General features: G+C 44.0%; 11 protein-coding genes. 9 read left to right on the plus strand and 2 right to left on the minus strand.

The features are described 5' to 3' along the window. The first annotated feature begins 57 nt into the window (after positions 1-57). On the plus strand, positions 58-1,293 hold the full coding sequence (locus Q0144_RS03725) for a nucleotide sugar dehydrogenase (RefSeq protein WP_298061848.1): 1,236 nt from the start codon (positions 58-60) through the stop codon (positions 1,291-1,293). Between the two features lie 235 nt (positions 1,294-1,528). Beyond that, positions 1,529-2,851 (plus strand): ankyrin repeat domain-containing protein, encoded by a 1,323-nt coding sequence (locus Q0144_RS03730; RefSeq protein WP_298061850.1) that lies wholly within the window; start codon positions 1,529-1,531, stop codon positions 2,849-2,851. Positions 2,852-3,009: 158 nt separating this feature from the next. On the opposite strand, the gene hemH is transcribed toward Q0144_RS03730, so the two are convergent. Continuing rightward, entirely contained in the window at positions 3,010-4,107 is a 1,098-nt protein-coding gene (gene hemH, locus Q0144_RS03735) for a ferrochelatase (RefSeq protein ID WP_298061852.1), read from the minus strand. After that, complete coding sequence (locus tag Q0144_RS03740) at positions 4,104-4,976, minus strand: Gfo/Idh/MocA family oxidoreductase (RefSeq protein ID WP_040304050.1); 873 nt, start codon at positions 4,974-4,976, stop codon at positions 4,104-4,106. The genes hemH and Q0144_RS03740 overlap by 4 nt, the downstream gene beginning before the upstream one ends. Before the next feature lie 122 nt (positions 4,977-5,098). On the opposite strand from Q0144_RS03740, the gene alaS reads away from it, so the two are divergent. The 7 genes from alaS to Q0144_RS03775 all read left to right on the plus strand — a co-directional run bounded on the left by alaS (position 5,099) and on the right by Q0144_RS03775 (position 21,092). Next, positions 5,099-7,642 carry an alanine--tRNA ligase gene (gene alaS / locus Q0144_RS03745; RefSeq protein ID WP_298061853.1) on the plus strand — a complete coding sequence of 848 codons (2,544 nt, stop codon included), beginning with the start codon at positions 5,099-5,101 and terminating at the stop codon, positions 7,640-7,642. After that, positions 7,639-8,148, plus strand: a complete 510-nt coding sequence (locus Q0144_RS03750) for a hypothetical protein (protein WP_298061855.1) — start codon at positions 7,639-7,641, stop codon at positions 8,146-8,148. The genes alaS and Q0144_RS03750 overlap by 4 nt, the downstream gene beginning before the upstream one ends. Beyond that, positions 8,148-8,693 carry a septum formation inhibitor Maf gene (gene maf / locus Q0144_RS03755; RefSeq protein ID WP_298061857.1) on the plus strand — a complete coding sequence of 182 codons (546 nt, stop codon included), beginning with the start codon at positions 8,148-8,150 and terminating at the stop codon, positions 8,691-8,693. The genes Q0144_RS03750 and maf overlap by 1 nt, the downstream gene beginning before the upstream one ends. Beyond that, positions 8,687-10,597 (plus strand): PBP1A family penicillin-binding protein, encoded by a 1,911-nt coding sequence (locus Q0144_RS03760; RefSeq protein ID WP_298061859.1) that lies wholly within the window; start codon positions 8,687-8,689, stop codon positions 10,595-10,597. Before maf ends, Q0144_RS03760 begins: the two co-directional genes overlap by 7 nt. Before the next feature lie 145 nt (positions 10,598-10,742). After that, positions 10,743-11,333 (plus strand): hypothetical protein, encoded by a 591-nt coding sequence (locus Q0144_RS03765; protein ID WP_298041095.1) that lies wholly within the window; start codon positions 10,743-10,745, stop codon positions 11,331-11,333. Beyond that, positions 11,320-18,537 carry an Ig-like domain-containing protein gene (locus tag Q0144_RS03770; protein ID WP_298061861.1) on the plus strand — a complete coding sequence of 2,406 codons (7,218 nt, stop codon included), beginning with the start codon at positions 11,320-11,322 and terminating at the stop codon, positions 18,535-18,537. The genes Q0144_RS03765 and Q0144_RS03770 overlap by 14 nt, the downstream gene beginning before the upstream one ends. Positions 18,538-18,854: 317 nt before the next feature. After that, positions 18,855-21,092 (plus strand): nitric-oxide reductase large subunit, encoded by a 2,238-nt coding sequence (locus tag Q0144_RS03775; protein ID WP_298061863.1) that lies wholly within the window; start codon positions 18,855-18,857, stop codon positions 21,090-21,092. Positions 21,093-21,300 lie beyond the last annotated feature (208 nt).

Here is a 21,300-nt window from a genome sequence, read left to right on the forward strand (position 1 = left end):
TGAGAGCGAAATTTAACGCAAAGAAAAGAGGAAAATATGAAAGCAAATGAGGGAAAAATGAAAATAGCGATAATCGGACTTGGCTACGTGGGGCTTCCTTTGGCGGCGGCGTTTGCGGCAAAACACGAGGTCGTGGGCTTTGACGTCTGCCTGGAGCGCATAGAGGAGCTGCGCGGCGGGCACGACCGCACGCTGGAGCTTAGCGACGAGGAGCTTGCCGCAGCGATTCAAAACGGGCTTAAATTTAGCGCGAAGCTAGATGATATGAGGCAGAGCAATTTTTACATCGTGTGCGTGCCGACGCCCGTAGATAGGCTAAATCGCCCAGATCTTACGCCGCTACTCAAGGCCAGCGAAAGCGTCGGCGCCGTGCTTAAAAAGGGCGACATCGTCGTGTATGAAAGCACTGTCTATCCGGGCGCTACGGAGGAGGACTGCGTGCCAGTGTTGCAGCGCGTAAGCGGGCTTAAATTTAACCGCGATTTTTTCTGCGGGTATTCGCCCGAGCGTATCAATCCGGGCGATAAAATTCACACCGTCACGAAGATCAAAAAGATCGTCTCGGCAAGCACCGCGGAGGCTTTGGACATCGTAGATAGCGTCTATCTTAGCATACTGCAAAACGGCACCTTTCGCGCTAGCAGCATCAAGGTCGCCGAGGCTGCGAAGGTGATCGAAAACACCCAGCGCGACATCAATATCGGCTTTATCAACGAGCTTGCGATCTTGTTCGGCAAGCTCGGTATCAACACCAACGACGTCATCGATGCGGCGGCTACGAAGTGGAATTTCTTAAGCTTCCGTCCGGGTCTCGTGGGCGGACACTGCATCGGCATCGATCCGTATTATCTGGCGCAGAAGGCGACCGAGGTGGGCTATCACCCCGAAATCATCCTCTCAAGCCGCCGCATCAACGATAATATGGGAAGCTACGTCGCTACGGAGGTCGTTAAGATGATGATAAAATACGACGAAAAGGTAAAGGGCGCGAAGGTCTTGATCTTGGGGCTGACGTTTAAAGAAAACTGCCCCGACACCCGCAATACGCGCGTTGTGGATATGATAGGCGAGCTTAAAAATTTCGGCTGCGAGGTAAGCGTCTATGATCCTTGGGCGAGCGCCGCCGACGCCAAGAGATATTACGACATTGATCTGCTGCAAAAGCCCGACTTGCGCAAATTTGACTGCGTCGTAATCGCCGTGGCGCATAAGCAATTTTTCGAGCTTGATTACGCAGGCTCGCTGGTTTACGACGTAAAAAACGTCTATAAAGGCGCGCAAGGAAAGCTCTGAAATTTAGCTTGGGGGTTAAATTTAGACTTTATTAATGTAGTTTGCTTTCTAAGTTTGAAGCTCAAACACGATACTAAGCTACAAAAATAGATAAAATTTTTTGGTATAAGTGAAAGTTAATCCTCATCGTTATATAATCGCGGCACTTTCGGGGAATAAACGAGTTGTCGCTTTAGGTTTTGCTTAAAAGCTAAAGCTCTTTACAGGCTAGTGTTTTAAGGCTAAAGGATCAAATTTGAAGACCTTTTTGAAGACCTTGCTTAAAATCATAAAAAACATCTTTAAAGGTATATTTTATATAGTTGTTTTTATAGGTCTTTTTGCCTTGGCGCTCAAAGTTCAGACCGGCAGATTTAAATCAACCTCCCATCACTATACCGTCACTGCAAATACCAAAGTAGATCCTAACTCCGAGCTAGCTAAATACGTAACACAAAAGGAGATAAACGCAGTTGGCTATAGATATTGGGATATAGACGAAGAGGAGGTTAGAGATAACCCCACGATGGAACTTTTACGCAGGAGTTTAAAATCAAAAGATACGGATAAAATTTTAAAATTTATGCAGGATAATAATATAAGCGTAGATACCCCTCTTCATTTCGGCGTTACCCCTTTGATGTACGCTAGCTTTTACGATGACGAAAAGACAGCAAAAAAGCTGATAGAGATGGGTGCCGATCCTCATAAGAAAGATAATTATGAGCTATCCCCTATGGCATACGCTATGGAAAATAACGCCACTAAGTCGGTTGGGCTTTTACTAGATAGCGGAGTTAAGTTTGACGAAGTAGAGATCGTGCAGGAAACCTACGGCATTATGGACGTCGAAAACTGGATAGATTCTATAAGCTTTGACGAAAACGCTACGCCAATCATACATTACCGCACGAAAGAGGTTCTTTTTAGCGGCGGAGGCGAGCCATATTATTTTATCAGCCACCTAGTTAGAAACAATATGTACGATATAATGAAAATGGTGCTAGAGAGCGGTTATAGACCGTATACCTACTCCACTTTCAATATGGGAGAGGTCTATGTTTCAAATAAACTAGAGGAGATACCGAGCTATAGAAACATAAAGAATACTCATAAAGAGTATGGGGTAGAGGAGTTTAGACTTTATAAATCGGTATATGGCGATCTGTTAGACGTGCCCGAGCCCGGAGCTATGATAGATCTACTTTTGCAATATGATATAGGCGGAATCCCAAACGATGAATTTTTAAAAAGAATGTATGATGATAAATGCTATAAAGAATATAGGTATGATATAGAAAGCGAATATTATAAGAAAGCAACTAAAGCTAGGTTCGAACTTGCTTTTTTACAAAAACATTGTTCCGACAAGAACGCTACCTTTAAAAATATCAAAGAGTATATACTATTTGCGGTAGAGCGGAAAAAAGTTCGCGTGATAGAATTTACGGCAGATGAAAGAAATATAAAAAATCCCAACTTCCATATATCTAAAGAGGAAGTCGAGAGGCTAACTAACGACTATAAAGAATATAAAAGAAACTTATTTAGTAAGGAAGCGGAAGATCAAAAGCAGTAAGCGGCTACGCAACCCGCTGCGAAATAATTAAATTTAAAGCTCTTTCTAATTGCTTAAAAATGAAATTTCGCCGATTTTATCGGCATTGCATTAGGCTTGTAAATTCTGCAAAAAAACATAAAAGGCTCGAATAGAAAAGTTAAATTTAATTCGTAAATTTACAGCGCCTGCGCGAGTATAAATTTTGCAAAATTCTCGCAGGAGTTCGGGCATTTGCACACTTCGTAGTATTCATAACCCAGCTCGCGCGCCCTGGCTCGATAAAAAATATCCAGCTCAAAATCGGTCTCGGAGTTATCCACGCAAAACGCGATCGGAAATATCAGCGCTTTTTTGCTCTGCAGATCTCGCAAAACGTCCGCGACATTGGGCTCTAGCCACTTCACGGGGCCAAGGCGCGATTGATACGCCAAAATGATCTCTTTAAATTTAATCCCGCGCGCAGCCAGCAGATCTTTTAAAATTTCCACGTGTGCTTCTACCTGCGCCTCGTAAGGATCGCCCGCGGCGATCATTTTTACCGGCAGCGAATGGGCAGAAAATATGAGTGAAATTTGCGAAATTTCATCCGCGCTAAATTTTGCGACGCAGCTTGCGATTAAATTTAGCAAAATTTCGTTGTAAGCGGCGTTGTCGTAGAAAATATCAACTATCTTATAATTTTTTATACCGAGCTGTTTAAGTGCCGCCTCGGCAGAGCACAGGCTCGATTGCACCGTAGTTTTTGAGAAGTGCGGATACAAAGGCATCAAAATTATCTCATCAAAATCCGCATATTTTTTAAGCACGTCCTCCGCAAATGGCGGCGTGTAATTCATCGCATAATCGCAAATTAACTCGTCTATCGGTTTTTTATCCCGCGGCGCCTCGTTTTGCAGCGCCTTGCCCTGCGTCGGGGCGTCTTGCGGCGGCTTGCTCTGCAATGAAATGTCTTGCGGCGGCTCATTCGCGGCGCCCGCATCCGCTGCATTTTCAAATTTTAATCCCGCGCCTAATTTTGCTCGCGCGAGTAAATTTACCCGCTCGCAAAGCGCTTCGGTGATGGAGCATATCGGCGAGCGCCCGCCCAATTTTTCGTAGTTGCTGCGCGCCGATGCGGTTCTGCTTTTTACGATGAGCGCGGCTAAAACGCTGCGCCAAAAATCGCTCTTAACGCCCAAAATAAAGGGGTCGTTAAACATATTTTTTAAAAAAACTTCAACCTCGCTCAGATTGTTCGGACCGCCCATGTTGAGCAAAATTAGGGCTTTTTTCATGAGATGATTTCTCTGATTTTTATCGCATCCTCGACGCTTGCAAGACCTGCGTTAGTACTGCTGTCGCACATCGCGCAAAATGCTTCGTGTTCGCGGCGCAGCGAAAAGTCATCGCGATCGACGCGCAGATTTACGCGCCCGTCAGGCGTAATTTTAAAAAGAGTTATTGAGATTAGATCGCCGAAATACACACCGCTGTCGGTGCAAATCTCGATACCGTGGCGTCTGATCGGATAGAGATTGGACTGCATTAGCGTGCAATAGCAGCCGCTTTTTGTGTGAAGCGTCGCGCATGCGGCTAGAGTGCGCTCTTTAGAGATATTTTTGCTAAGTTCTATGCAGGCGATCTCGCTGTGAGAAAGCAGCCGCACAAGATCGATATCTCTAAAAAGGGCATTGGCGACAATATCTGCTCTATCATCGTTTGCAAAACCGCTTACAAAGCTCATCGAAAAAATTTTATCCCCCTTGGCAAGCTCGCGTAGCAAGGATACGATGACGGGATTGTAGCGGTCGGAGTAGCCTACGGCTAGGCGCGTACCGTTAGTAGTGACTGCGTAGTTTATCTCTCTGGCTTCGGCTAGGCTTTGTGCGAGCGGAGATTCTACAAAGATATTTTTGGTAAACGGCAGGCATTTTAAAATCAGCTCTTTATGCGATGGCGGGGGAGCCGTTATGACTACGGCATCGGGCTTGGCGACGTTAAAAAGATCGGTTAGATTATCAAAGATCGGATAGCGCGGGCCGAAATTTTCACTGCTGCCCTTATGATAAAGCGCTACAAGCTCGAAATAATCGCTCCTTCTTAGCTCGCTGAAGTGCTTTTGACCAAGCTCGCCCATGCCTATGATCGCTATCTTTTTTTTCATCGCCATGCCCTAAATTTAATCTTTCGCGCCATTATAACTAAGAATGGTTAAAATTTTATAGTTTTTAAAATCTAATTTAGCTAAAATGCGCCTTTAAAATTTAACTTGAAATAGGACAAATCATGGATATTAGAAGCGAATATTTAAATTTCTTTGCAAGCAAGGGCCATCAGATCATCCCCAGCGCGCCGTTGGTGCCCGATGATGATAGCTTGCTTTTTACGAATGCGGGCATGGTGCCCTTTAAAAGCATATTTACAGGAGCTGTTCCGCGTCCGACGCCGCCTATCCGCACGAGCTGTCAGACCTGCATCCGCGCCGGCGGCAAGCACAACGACCTAGACAACGTCGGCTACACCGCGCGCCACCATACGTTTTTTGAGATGCTTGGAAATTTCAGCTTCGGCGAGTATTTTAAAGAGCAAGCGATTGCCTATGCGTGGGAGTTTATCACTGAAATTTTAAAGCTTCCTAAAGACAAACTCTACGTCACCGTGCACGAAAAGGACGACGAAGCGTTCGGGTTCTGGGCGCGCCACATAGCGCAGGAGCGCATATACCGCTTCGGCGATCACGATAACTTTTGGGCGATGGGCGATACCGGACCTTGCGGGCCGTGCAGCGAAATTTTTTATGATCAGGGTGAGGAGCATTTTCACTCGCCCGAGGATTATATGGGCGGCGACGGCGACCGCTTTTTGGAGATCTGGAATTTGGTTTTCATGCAGTATGAGCGCAGCAAAGACGGCAAGCTTAGCCCGCTTCCAAAGCCTAGTATCGACACCGGCATGGGGCTTGAGCGCGTCACGGCGATTAAAGAAGGCAAGTTTAGCAACTATGACAGCTCGCTTTTTATGCCGCTAATTGATGAGGTTGCAAAGCTTTGCGGCAAACCTTACGTTTATGAAAGCGGCGCGAGCTATCGCGTCATCGCCGATCATATCCGCTCGGTTACGTTTTTGCTAGCGCAGGGAACAAATTTTAATCGCGAGGGTAGGGGATATGTTTTGCGTAGAATTCTGCGCCGTGCCGTTCGCCACGGCTATTTGCTAGGTATAAAAGAGCCCTTTATGTATCGCCTCGTGGATAAAGTATGCGAGCTGATGGGCGGGCACTATGCCTATCTGAACGAGAAAAAGCAAGCCGTAAAGGAGCAGATTAAACTCGAAGAGGAGCGGTTTTTCGCCACTTTGGCAAACGGCATCGAGCTTTTTAACGAGGAGCTTGCGCGCACTAAAGAAATTTTTAGCGGCGAGGTCGCGTTTAAACTATACGATACCTACGGCTTTCCACTCGATCTGACCGCTGATATGCTGCGCGAGAAAAATTTGCGCGTGGATGAGGCTAAATTTGACGCGCTTATGAGCGAGCAAAGGCAGATAGCTAAAGCCGCATGGAAGGGTAGCGGCGATAAAAACGTCCGTGGCGATTTCAAGGCGCTGCTAGAGAAATTCGGCGAGAATAAATTTAGCGGTTACGAAGAGCTTAGCCGCACGAGCAAGGTTTTAGCACTACTTAACGAGGATTTTGCGGAAGTGGATGAGCTCAAAGCCGGCGATATCGGCTGGGCGATGTTTGATGTCACTCCGTTTTATGCACAAAGCGGCGGTCAAACGGGCGATAGCGGCGAAGTGGAGTCCATAGCCGATGTGTTTGATACGCAGAAATTTTATGGGCTAAATTTATCCCACTTGCGCCTTAATCGTAACCTAAAAATCGGCGATATAGTCGGGCTTAAGGTTTCTGAGGAGCGTGAACAGATTGCACGTCATCACAGCGCGACGCACCTTTTGCACGCGGCGCTTCGTGCGGTGCTAGGGGCTCATATCGCTCAAGCAGGAAGCTTGGTTGAAGCGGACCGCTTAAGATTTGACTTCTCGCATCCTAAGGCACTTAGCGACGAGGAGCTAGCTAAAATCGAGGAATTTGTAAATAACGCCGTTTGCAAGGGCTGTGCGGCAAAAACTGAGATTATGGATATAGATGACGCTAAAAACAGCGGTGCAATCGCGCTTTTTGGCGAAAAATACGGCTCAAAAGTGCGCGTTGTGAGCTTTGGAGAGATTAGTAAGGAGCTTTGCGGTGGAATTCACGTGAGTAATTTAAGCGAGATAGGACCGTTTTTTATAGTTAAAGAAAGCGGCGTAAGTGCGGGTGTTAGGCGTATCGAGGCAGTTTGTTCGCGCGCCGCTTTAAATTTGGCGCTTCAAAATCGCGCTAAGCTTGCTGAAATTTCTGCGGAGCTAAAAGGGATTGAGCCTCTCCGCGCGATTGAGAAATTAAAAGATGAGATCAGATCGCTAAAAGATCAGATTAAGCATGCAAGCAGTTCTCATGCACTGGCTTTTCTAAATGTCGGTGATACTAAACTTTGCGTATCCTCGGTCGAAAGCGGTGATATAAAAACTATGATAGATGAGTTTAAAAATAGCCACGAAAAGGCGGCGATAATGCTGATGCAAGTGGGCACCGACGGCAAAATTTCAATCGCAGCAGGCGTTAAAAACGCGCCTATTAAAGCGGGCGAGTGGGTTAAGCTCGCGGCGCAAATTTTAGGTGGCGGCGGCGGCGGACGCGATGATTTTGCTACCGCAGGCGGCAAGGACGTGCTAAAAATCGAAGAAGCGATCAAAGAGGCGATCTCTTACGCAAAAGGTAAAATTTGAACGAAATAGATACCGGCTTCATCAAAGCCTCGCAAATTTTGCCGCTGATTCACATTTTAAGCGTGATTTTTTTGATCTGCGCGCAGATCTGCGTATTTTTGATCGCGCGGATTTTTATGAATTTAAGCAGTAAAAGCCAAGCAGATGCGAAGGATGTAAAATTTACAGAAATTTTGCGATATATGAAACGCTATGAGCAGTTCTTTGCGCTATTTTTGATGATCGTTTGCGTAAGTGGATTTTTTCTTGCGGACGGCGGAAGTTTTAAATTTTCAGATCCTATGGTAAAAGGTGCGATTGCCACGTTGTGGGCTGGCGCCAGCTTTATACTACTAAATTTTATCTACATGCATTATAAAATTTCATCTTTGAAGCGAGCTTTGGATGAGGGCGATGAGCTTGAGGCGAATGAGCATTTAATCATCGTCGTTAAATATTTCATCCCGTTAAATATCGTAGTTACGCTGATTTGCGTTTATCTAGGCGTGACGGTGGGCGAGTTTTGATGATTTATTTAGCTTCCAGTTCGCCTACTAGAGCGCAAATTCTAAAGGATAACGGCGTAGAATTTACGCAAATTCCTTTTAATTTCGACGAAAGCGGCATTAGTAAGGACGATGCACACACCTATGCTTACCGCGTTGCTGTAGCCAAGAAAACGCAGTTTTTTAAAATTTATAAAAATTATGATAGAGTGCTGTTTGCCGATAGCTCCGTGCTTGTTGGCGGTAAAATTTTAGGCAAGGCGCGGGATGAAGCGGACGCATTAAGAATGCTGCGAGCTCAAAGCGGTGCCAGCTGCGCCGTTTATACTGCGATGATTTTTTGCAGTAAGGCGCTAGAGTTTTCGGCACTTAGCGTCGCAAGCTTTGAATTTGCGGAATTTAATGAAGCGGATTTGAAAGACTATATCGCTAGCGGCGATTGGCGCGGCAAGGCGGGTGCGATGAGTATCGAAGGCTTTAACGAAAAATATATTAAAAGCTCGCGTGGGTCAAAATTCACGGCGATGGGGCTTGATCTGGAAATTTTAAAGAGGTTTGTATGGTAAGAGTTTTATTTAGTTTTATTACGGTTTGTGCGTTTGCCGCAGGCGGAATTTTTTTGTATTTTTACTCGCAAATCCGCTTGGAATCGGACTCGATCATCGATTATCATCCTGAGCTTACGACTAAAATTTATGATCGCAACGGTAATTTGATAGCCAACGTTTTCAATGAACAAAATAGAATTTACGTAAAATTCGACGAGATTCCAGGCCGCGTGATCGAGGCGCTCGTAGCTATCGAGGATACGGCGTTTTTCGAACACGGCGGTGTGAATGTCGAGGCGATTTTTAGGGCGATTATTAAAGACGTCAAAGCGATGAAATTCGTCGAAGGGGCTTCCACGATTACGCAGCAGATCACGCGAAATTTAGTTCTTTCGAGCGAAAAGAAGCTTGATCGCAAGATCAAAGAAGCGATCCTATCGCTTAAAATAGAAAACGCCCTAAGCAAGGAACAAATTCTAGAGCGTTACTTTAACGAAGTGTATTTCGGGCACGGATATTACGGCATTCGCACGGCGGCTTTGGGATATTTCAAAAAAGATTTGCAAGATTTAAGCCTTAAAGAGATCGCGATTTTAGTGGGCTTGCCGAAAGCTCCTAGCAGCTTTGATCCTACTAAGCACCTTGATTTGTCGCTTTCGCGCGCCAATAATGTGATTTATAGGATGCATGAGCTCGGCTGGATAAATAAGACCGAATATGAGCTTGCGATGAACGAACAGCCTACGATCTACAACGAAACGCTCACGCAAAACGTAGCACCGTATGCCGTAGATGAGATCATAAAAGAAGCGGAAAAAATTCTACCGGACGTCCGCACGGGCGGATACCGCATAGATACGAGCCTTGATCTAAAGGCGCAAGCGATGGCGCAAGAGGCATTAGTTTTCGGCTACAATGAAATTTTAAAGCGAAACAAAGACGCCAATGCAAGCAACGTAAACGGCGCTATGGTCGTCACGCATCCGCAAAACGGCGAAATTTTAGCCTTAGTAGGCGGCGTGGATTACGCGAAATCAAATTTCAATCGCGCTAGCCAATCCCAGCGCCAAACCGGCTCCAGCTTCAAGCCTTTCGTCTATCAAATCGCCCTTGATATGGGCTACTCGACGATGACCGAAGTTCCCGATATAGCTAGAGAATTCGACGATGGCAGCGATAAAACGTGGAAGCCGAAAAATTACGACAAGACTTACAGCGGCTACATCACGATCAAAGAAGCTTTAACTCGCTCGCGCAACCTTGCCTCGATCAATCTGATGCAATCTATCGGCGTTGATCGCGCGGTAAAAAAGCTTGGCGAGTTCGGCTTTAAAAACGTCCCGCCCGCTCTATCGGTGGCTATCGGCAGCTACGGAATTTCGCCGCTTGAATACTCTACGATGTATTCGATGTTCCCGGGGCTTGGGATTACTGCAAAATCAAAATTTATCGTTTCGATTACCGATAAGGACGGCAAAACTCGCTTTATAGAGCCTGAGCGCCGCCGCGTGCTGCGCCCTGAACAGGCATATCTGATGACTACGCTATTAAAAAATATCGTGCAGCGTGGCACCGGTACTCGCGCGCGCGTGCAGGGCATCGACATAGCGGGCAAAACAGGCACCTCAAATGATAGCATAGATGCATGGTTTTGCGGCTTTACGCCGGATTTGCAGATCATCATCTGGTATGGCAACGACGATTATAAACCTATGCGAAAGGTCGAGGGCGGCGGACGTACCGCAGCACCGGTGTTTGCAAAATTTTTAGATGCCTATTTAAAAGAATATCCGCAAACCAGGCGCAACTTCACCGTCCCGGACGGCGTTTTTAGCCGCCAGTATAACGGCAAAGACGAGTATTACACTAAAATTTCGCCGCTTCCTAAACCTCGCGAAAGTAGCAGCGACGGATCATTTTAAATTTGAATTAATTTTTTATAGTGTTTTGGAGTATAGAATATAAATTAGCGGAAGTTGAATTAAATGGCTTAAATAAAATTTATTTTTGTATGCTTTTTAAGTCATATAGCGGTAAAATAAAAAATATTTAAACAAAGAGACTAATGTGAGGACAATTAAAAATTTTTACGAATGGCTAAGCATTTGGAATAAGATAAAAATTTACTTTTGCCTAATGTTTGTCGCTTACGCATGGTATTATATAGTCGCTTTGTCTAATCCAAAAAATTTAAGTGATCTCAAAATCACAGATGGCATAGTAACAGGTTTTACTAGCGATTCCGCGTTAAGGGGAGGAAGCTGGTGGTTATTGCAATTTTATGATAGCGAAAGAAAAGCCGTAGAGAAGGTTTCCTTGGGACTAAATTATAAAGGGATAGATGAATTTTATATATATGACAAACAAAGAAATATACTACGTTTTGATCTTTTGCAAGATCGCAAAGTTAGGATTTGGTATTCTGAATTCCCCTTTCCGTTTAAAACGAAAACGGCTTATCAAATTCTTATTTTAGACGATAATTTAGGCGAACGAGAAAGCATAAAAGGGAATAGATATTTTATGAGATTTGCGGATAGAGGATATTATATTACACCGAAGAAATGGTTTATGCTAGCAATGTCTCATATGGTTTTAATTTTTATAATTCTAGATACCATATCAAAATTTAAAGGAGAAAATTATGGCAAGCATTAATCCATCAGTGGGATTAGATATAATAAAGGATATTTTGAATACTCCCGCTGTAGGTTCATATGTTGGTGGTGGAAGCACTCTTTATGACGCAGTAAAAAATGCTGAAAAATATTTTGATGAAAATAATGGAAGCAAATCAAATGCAGAGAAGGCCGTTATTGATATTACTTCGTTTTTTACTGGATTAAAGGTAAAGGGAGCCGGTTTAGCTACGCTCCCAGCTAGTTTTGATCTGGATGTCAAAACAATGCAGGATGATATAAAAAAGTATGGTTCAGTTCGCCCCTCATCTATGGCAGCTACTGCCGCAGATGCATTACTGGCAATAGGGGTGCTTCCAACTCCTTTGGGAGTAGGTTGCGCGATAGGAGGGATGATCTTAACGCTTATAGCTTGGAAATTGGACAGAATGGAAACATATGAAGACTATAAACAGAAAGTAAGAGAAGCTCAATTTCTTGAATACGCTAAATATTTGCATTCCGATGAAGTCCAAACTTATTTACAAGATCCTAACAAGGTAAATCTTACCGTTTCAAATTTGCGTATTATAGAAAATGATGGAGAAGCTATATTTACTGTAAGTATAGACAAGGCATTGGAAAAGGATTTGAATTTAAGATTATTTACTGTAGAGGGAAGCGCATTAGAAGAGAAAGACTATGGCAGAATAGGCGAAGAAAAGAAAAATTATATTTTTGCGAAAATATCCGCAGGGGTTACCTCCATCACTCAAAAGGTAAAAATTGTAAGGGACGGTAAAACAGAAGGCAAGGAAGTATTTTTGTTAGTTGCAGAAAGTTTATATTATAGTGGATATGATGTAGAAAACGTGACTAAATTCGCTGCTGGTTTAGGTACCATCATTGACTTTCCAGAAGATAAATGCCCTCAACCAACTCACAAGAATTTCGATCTAAGCTTTAATCTACCTAGCTCTACCTCATACGGCGAAGGTGGAGGATTTGGTGGAGGCGGCGGAGGTGGAGCCGGCGGAGGTGCGTCTTGGAGCATAGGCTCGGTTCCTAGCATCTCGATTCCTTCCAAACAGCCGAGCCCGGACATCCCTTATGTAGAGTGCCCTGACGAGCCGGAGTTTAACTCTATGCTGATAGCAAAAATACCGCAGGCGGCAAACAATACCGCCCCCGCAAATTCTAACCCATTAAATTCCCAAGCCGCGAACGAAAATGATAATTCAGGCTCTTGCTCCGACGGTATGTGTGTACCTAACCGCTCCGAGCAGAATTCAGGCTCCGGTGATAAAGACAAAAACAAGGCGGGCTTTGCTTCAAATGCGAATAATGCAAATTCCAAGCAGAGCGGAGCTGCGTTAAATTTATCGGGTACTACCGATACTGATAAATCCGGCAATAAACTCTATTTCGATATGAATTCCGACGGATTTAAAGAGAGGATGCTTGATTGGTTCGGACAAGACGAGGGGGTGCTGGTAAACGATACAAATCGTAACGGCATAGTTGATAACGGCAGTGAGATCATAGGCAACAGATATTTAAACTCCAAAGGGGAAACCACCCTGGATACTTTATCTCTGCTTAGAGATTTTGATACTAATAAAGATGGAGTGATAGATAGCAAGGACAACTCCAGCCTAAGCATCTGGATAGATAAAAATCGTAATGCTAAAACAGATGAGGGCGAGCTGATCTCTATAAACGACGCCAACTCCCCGATCAAATCCATATCTCTTAATTATCTCGACACCCTTCTTAGCGGATATGATAGAAATCATGATATGAAGATCGATAAAAGCGACAAAATTTATGATTACATCTACGTTAAAAATAATGACGATAACTCTATAAATTTATACATCTATGGAGACGACAGGGCAAGAGCATTCTTGGGAGATAAAACAAAAGACCTTACTCTGCAAACAGACCAAGGGCTAAAAAGAGTAAAAGAGGTTATCTTTTATAAGGATATAAAGGAGCTAAATTTAGATAAGCAAAAGCCCGAATATAGCGATCCTAGGTCGATTAATTTGGTTTCCGATGCTGCGCCTTGGGATTTGAATGGAATAAGATATTCGAGCGAGGTGAATCTAAAAGAGAGTGAATACGATACCCTAGGCAACACTCTTTATACCTATGAAAGAGGAAGCGGTAAGGTCAACATATATGATTGGAATGGCATAGATACCTTAAAATTTGGCGAGGGAATCAGTAGAGAGAATTTAATCATCGAAAAGACGAATGAATCTATTAAAATTTACGTCAAAAACGGTATCGCTACCAAGGATGAGGATTTAAGTAAAATAACGGACGTAATTACTATAAACTTTGGAGTCGATTATGCCGTTGCTGGCGATGCACCGGTAGCGACATCAGAGGCAATTGCTTCCGAAAACAATAATATCGCTAATAATGCGGCTTATCTATCCGCGGGTACCAATTCTAGACGTAAGCGAGCTATTTCTGAGCCAGCTCAAACTACGGGTATTGTAGAAAATATTGTTTTATCTGACGGCAATAGATTAAATCTCGATTTTTTATATAACGGTACCGATAAAAGTGATCTTATAGTTTGTGGAGACGATAGTCGCAAAATTAACGCCGGAGATGGTAATGATATTATAGTTTGTGGAGACGGCGATTATGAAATTGGTGCCGGAGATGGAGATGATATGATATCAGTAGGTAGCGGATATAATATTATAGACGCAGGCAAGGGAGACGATTATTTTAAAAGTGACTCTAGAAGTAGTAGCTTTAATGTCTTCAAATTTGGTAGAGGGGATGGAAAAGATATCATAATCGGTCATAAGGTATGGAGATCTTGGCGTGGTTATGCTTATACAAGTATAGAATTTAAAGAAGGCATTACTACTGATGACATTATTATTAGAAAGAATCATGATTTATTTGATTGGATATCGTATGAGATAGCGCTAAAAGAGGAAGGTAAGAGTTTTGATGAGCTAAGTGATAAGATATATATCAAGGGAGGTTCAAGATTACAACTTATATTCCAAGATGGTACCGATTGGGATGACAAAGAAATATATAATCGCGCCCAAGAAAATAAGGTAATTCATAACTCCTTAAATGCCTTTGTGCTTGATCTAAATAATAATGGTATCACTTCTATTTCGCCAAGCGACGATTCCTCGCCTAAATTTAATATAAATGGCGAGATTAAAAGGAGCGGTTGGATAGAGCGAGGTGACGGGCTACTTGCTATGGATCTAAATAGAGATGGATACATTGATCCTACCACTGAACTAATAGGCGAAAAATTTGAAGGATGGGGAAATAATGATTATATAAATAGAGGTCTTGCGGTGTTAAAGAAATTCGATAGTGATAATAACGGAATTTTGGATGAAAAGGACGATAAATTTAATGAAATTCTAGTTTGGCAGGATAACGGCGACGGAATAAGCCAAAGAAGTGAATTAAAAACATTAAAAGAATTAGGCATAGACAGCATATCTGTACAAGATCCTAAAGAGGATATATGGCATGAAAATGATAATATAATTATTGGCAATGCTATCCCCTTTTCTCAAGATGGAGAAACTAAAGGATTCAAAAGACTATGCTTTAGACAAATAGGAGAAAACGAAATTTTGCCGGATCATGGCAATGAAGATCACTCGGGTCCGGTCGTTCCTAATCCAACCCCTAAAAATGGCATAAAGTCACTATCTAATGCAGGCATCGAGCGCATTGATATACGCAGCGGCTATACAGGCTCGGGAGGAGCTAAAATAGGTGCTAACGATGGTGAGCTTAGCTTTGAAAACAGATGGTTTAAATCGGATACTTTGGATACGATCTACGAAAGAAAAGACGCAGAGCAAGGGGGAGATCTTTCAAGCCTCGCGGGAAGCGGTAAAGTCAGATCGCTAAACGACGCTATGGCGGGCGATGATGGTTTGAAACAAAGCGTGCAAGAGTACAGAGCGGGCGTGGTAGATAAAGCGTTTGATGAGCTAAGCTCGGATATGGATAAAATTTTAGACAAATGGGCTTTAAACGATAATTTCGGCTCGCAGGACTTATCGCTGCCGCCGGTTGCGCTTGATCTTAACGGCAATGGCATCACATCTACGCCGCTAGATAATTCGCAGGCATATTTTGATTATATAAATGACGGCAGGAGAAATAAAACCGCATGGATAGAAAAGGGTGATGGAATTTTAGCCGTAGATATCAACAAAGACGGGATTATCAATAACTCTTTCGAGCTTTTCGGATCAAATTCCAAGCTTGAAAACGGCACTTACGCAAAGGACGGCGTGCAGGCTCTAAAGGATTTCGATAGCGATAATAACGGCGTGATCGACGAAAGAGACGAGAGATTCGGCGAATTGCTTCTTTGGCAGGACAACGGAGACGGCAAATGCGAGAAAGATGAAGTAAAAGGTCTAAAAGAGCTTGGAATTTCATCGATATCTTTAAAATCTACGGAGGATACTCAAACCGAAAACGGCAATAAAATAACCGCAAGCGGGGAATTTAGAAGAACCGACGGCAGTAGCGGCATAGTACGCGACGTGTGGTTTGAGACGAGCAAAAAGCAAAGCATCGCCCTTAGCGATCTAGACGACGAAACCGAAAAGAAAATCTCCGTTGTGGAGGCTTTCCGCGGTGCAAGGCTTAGCGCAGAACAAAGGGCGAATCCGTATATAATTACCGCGGTGCTTAAAGAATACGAGAATATAAAATTTGATTCTATCAGTAAAATTTTAGCAAATAAACTTTTTGGCGAGGATGCGAAAAGCTGCGCACTTATGTTTAACGCTCTAAATTTAAAGTTAGCTCGCATAATTAGCGGTGAAGCGAATGCAAGTGAAACGGCTCTGTCGATCAATCTGCTAGCATCGGTGTTAAAAAGAGACTATAATTACGCGCTTTTTAAGCTCAATAAGAGTTATTTAAGCGATGATAAAATTTCGTCACTTCTGGCTAAAACCGGTATAAAATTTAGCCTTTCGGGTAACGAAATCACGGGCGTTATCGGCAAGCATGTATTTGGCGATAAAACTAGCGAGACCTTTGATTATAGCAAAGAGCGTTCGGGTGTTATCGTCTCGTCAAAAGAGGGCAACGACCTCGTAGCGGGTTCGGATTTTAACGACGAGATTTATGGCGGCGCAGGAAATGACATCTTGATGAGCGGCAACGGTATAGACATTCTTAACGGCGGAGCCGGCAATGATCTGCTAATTGGATCGAAGGATAGGAATATCTACGAATACTATTTAGGCGATGGTGAGGACATCATCTACGATGACGGCGGAGCGGATGCGTTAAGATTTGCCTTTTTAAGCCCTGAGGATCTAAAGTTTAGGCGCGAGGGCGACGATATGAAAATTTCGGTCTACAATCCATATAATAAAACCGAAATTATAGGCGGCATAACTATAAAAAAAGGTTACACCGAAGGCAAGATAGAAAAATTTTATTTTGACGGCAAGGTTTATGATTTTGATAAGTTTATTAAAGAGATATCCGAAGCGGAACCTCCGCAAAATAATCCTGTAAAATTTAAAGATAAGCTCGTAAATGCCGAGTTAAACGACGTTAGACAGTTTGTATCCGCTTTAGAAGCCATTGATCCTGACGGCGATAAGCTTAGCTATGAAATTTTAAAAGACGCAGAAAACGGAAAATTCCGCATAAATGCATACGGAAGCTACGAATACACCCCAAACGATAAATTTATCGGCGAGGATAGCGTCAAAATTAGAGTGAGCGACGGTCGGGGTAGCTTTGATGAAAGCGAGATTAAATTTAACGTGAAAGTTTCGGCTCCCGACATAAAAAGCGAAAAATTTATCTTTGATGAGGATACGAGCCTAGCTGAGGCGCTCGAAGTGGAAAACAAAATAGGCGGCGCGTTAAAATTTGAAATTTTAACTACAAATGAGAATTTAAGCACCGAGCTGGGCGATGATGGAATGTTGCATGTAAAACCTGCGCTAAATTTTAACGGCGAGCAAAGTCTTAAAATCAGAGTTACGAACGAATTTGGGCTAAGCTGCGAAAAAGAGATTGCTCTAAAAATTAACCCGGTAAATGATGCACCTATCGTAGAAGATCCTAATGAAATCGTCACTCTTAAAAATACTTTCAGCTACGCGGATAAGATCGTAGCCAGCGATGTAGACGGCGATGTGCTTCGATTTAAGCTTATTAGCGGCGGTAAAAATTTAAAGCTAAATTCCGACGGAAGTTATCTTTATAATTCAAAATCCGCAGGCGAAGAGGAATTTAAAATCGAAGTTAGCGACGGTAGCATCTCGGTTACCAAAACGCTTAAATTTAAAAACCTCGGCTATATAAATGACGGAAGCGAAAATATAGTAATCGACGGTAAGGCAAGTGATACGCTAAATTTGACTACAAGCAGGGCGGCGGATCTTAAATTTGCAAGATCGGGTAATGATCTGATCATTAATGGCGGTAGATCGAACACGACGCTTAAGGATTATTTCGTCTCAAAAGATATGAAACTTAGAAAAATTCTTCTTGACGGCGGCACTGAGATAAATATCTCAAATTCTAACCTGACGCTTCCAAGCAAGAAATGGTATCAGTTCAAAAAGACGGCTACTTTGAAAACGGCAGGCACCATCGTCTCATCCGGTGATAAAAACATCCTAAACGGCTCGAAGCAAAACGATACCATCATTAGCCTTGGTAAATTTAACCATATCAATGCAGGTAAGGGTGACGATGTAATCTTTGCGGCGGAGGGCGATATAGCAAACGGTGAGAGGGGAAACGATACGCTGATAGCCACTGCAAATCGCGCTACGCTTATCGGTTCGGACGGCGATGATACATACATCGTATCTGCGAGTTTAGACGGCGTCGTGATTAGAGATAAAGAGTATTTAAGCTTAAAAGACGGCGGCAGAGATGTACTAAAACTACAAGGTGCTCGCAAGGATGAAATTTCATTTAGCAGAAGCGGGGTTTTCGGCAAGGATTTAGTATTGCGTTACGCAGGCAAAAGCCTAACCATAGAAAACCAGTTCAGCTCTAAATCTGCGGTAGAGAGAATAGAGCTTGGCGATGGAGATTACATCACTAGCGATAAAATTTCAAAGATCATCGAGGATCTAAATTCTTATGCGAGCGATAAAGGATTTGTAAATTTCGGTGAGGATAAATTTCGCTCTAATGAGCAGATCGCACAGATTTACGCAAGCGGCTGGAGTAATTAAGTAAATTAGGCGAGGAAAATTCCTCGCCTCTCATTTATCTGCTACATATCTTTTTCTGCCTCTAAGTTGCACGCACATCGTGCTACCATGCTGCTTGATTATTTAAATTTAAAACCAACTAATTCGGCGCTATTTAATTACCGTATCTTTACGCCATTTATGCGTATATTTTCTCAATCGTTTCGTACTCCTTCCAAGTATATTTTAATAAATTCCAGCTTAAGCAGATAAATTTTATCTTTTTATTGACGAGCCTCAATGCTTATAGAAATTTAAATGGGTAGAATTCACTCCTAATTTCAGTTAAAGGAGTGAAAATGGCAGAATATAAAAAGCTCTGGATGACACTTGTAGCGGTACTCATCGTGGGCTTTAGTTTCTTGGGTTTTTACGGCGGCGAGGTGTATAGGCAGTCTCCGCCGGTGGTAAAATTTACCGATGCTAGCGGCAACGAGCTAATCAGCACCGAGCGCATTTACCGCGGGCAGGAGGCCTGGCAGAGCATCGGCGGTATGCAGGTAGGCTCAATCTGGGGTCACGGCGCGTATCAGGCGCCCGATTGGAGCGCAGATTGGCTACATAAGGAGCTGGTTGCGTTTATGGATATCAAGGCGCAGGAGCGCTTCGGAGCGAAATTTGACGCTTTGAGCGACGAGCAAAAGGCTCAGATCAAGGCTCTTACCAAGGCTGAGTATCGCACCAACACCGTAAAAGACGGCACTGTCAAGCTAAGCAATGATCGCTTGAAAGCTATGGCGGTCGTAAAAGACGAGTACATGGGCGTTTTCGGAAACGATCCGCGCTTTAAAAAGCTTCGCGAGGATTATGCGATGAAGGAAAACACGCTCGCAAATGAGCAGCATCGCGCCGAGCTTATGGATTTCATATTTTGGACTGCTTGGGCCGTTTCTACGGATCGTCCGAGCGGAGAGGCGACCTATACCAATAACTGGCCGCACGAGCCGCTGATAGACAATGTCCCTACCACGGAAAACGTCGTTTGGACGATCGCAAGCCTCGTTATTTTGCTTACCGGCATCGGTCTTTTAGTATGGTTTGGAAATTTCTACGGCAAAAAGGACGAGGATTTCGAGGCTCCTGCAAAGCTAAACGCCGATCCGATCGCCGCTTTAGCGCTTACGCCGTCGCAAAAGGCGCTCGGCAAGTATCTTTTTGTAGCGGTTGCATTGTTTGCATTTCAAGCCTTCATCGGCGGCTTTGTTGCGCACTATACGATCGAGGGTCAGTCCTTTTTCGGGCTTGATATTTCGCAATATATCCCTTACTCGCTAGCGCGCACCTGGCACGTGCAGGCGTCCATTTTCTGGATCGCTACCGGCTTTTTGGCGGCAGGATTGTTTCTAGCGCCGATCATCAACGGCGGCAAGGATCCTAAATTTCAAAAGCTCGGCGTGGACGTGCTTTTCTACGCGCTTCTTTTCTTGGTCGTCGGCAGCTTCGCGGGCGAATACATGGCGATTGCGGGCAAGATGGATCCAAGCAGCAGCTTCTGGATCGGACATCAAGGATACGAGTATTTAGACCTCGGTAGAATTTGGCAGCTGATACTGTTCGTGGGTCTTGTGATCTGGATGGTACTCGTGCTTCGCGGCTTTATCGCGGGCTTTAGAGCCGAGGGCGATAAGAATTTATTGGCGATTTTTACCGCTTCGGTCATCGCCGTGGGGCTTTTTTACGGTGCGGGACTATTTTACGGACAGCGCTCGCCTATCCCTGTGATGGAGTATTGGCGCTGGTGGGTCGTGCACCTTTGGGTCGAGGGATTTTTCGAGGTTTTCGCGACGGCGTCTTTGGCGTTCGTGTTCGCGTCCTTGGGCTTAGTAAGCAAGAAATTTGCCACCTACACCTCGATTGCTAGCGCGTCGATTTTCCTAATTGGCGGAATTCCTGGCACCTTCCACCACCTCTATTTTGCGGGTACCACTACGCCGATAATGGCTGTGGGTGCGAGCTTCTCGGCGCTTGAGGTCGTGCCTTTGGTACTTTTGGGCTCGGAGGCGTTTCATTATTACAAGCTTCAATTCGCGCAGGATTGGGCTAAGCGTTTAAAATGGCCGCTTTACTGCTTCATCGCCGTGGCATTTTGGAATATGCTGGGCGCGGGCGTTTTCGGCTTTTTAATTAATCCGCCGCTTGCGCTATTTTACATCCAGGGCTTAAACACCACTGCAGTGCACGCTCATACGGCGCTATTTGGCGTATACGGCTTTTTGGCGCTCGGCTTCGTGTGGCTCGTGGCGCTGTATATCTACAGGCAAAAAAGCTTCGACGATACGCTTATGAAGATCGGCTTTTGGGCGCTTAACGCAGGTTTGCTTCTAATGGTGCTGATTTCGCTTCTGCCGGTTGGAATTTTGCAGGCGTTTGCGGCGATCGACGTGGGTATGTGGTACGCAAGAAGTGCGGAATTCTTGCAAAAAGATAGCCTCTATGGGCTCCGCTGGGCGCGCATCATCGGCGATACGATCTTTTTGGTTGGAAGCGTGTGCTTCTTGATTCAAATCGTGCGAATGATATTCTCACGCACTAAATAGAGTTTTCGCGAACTTTTATCGCCTGCTTTGCCTCGCGGGAATTTTATTTCTCGCGGGGCCTTTTAAATTTTACTAGGCTTTGCAAGAGCCTTTTATGCGTGAGCTTTTTGCCGCAAAGGGTAGCCGCGCGAGCTTTAAGTTTAGCCGCAAATTGCGCTAAATCTTTAAAATTTTAAAATTTCATCCTCTTAAATTTACCCGAGCCAAA

The sequence above is a fragment of the uncultured Campylobacter sp. genome (genome assembly GCF_938045345.1).
Lineage (GTDB): Bacteria > Campylobacterota > Campylobacteria > Campylobacterales > Campylobacteraceae > Campylobacter_B.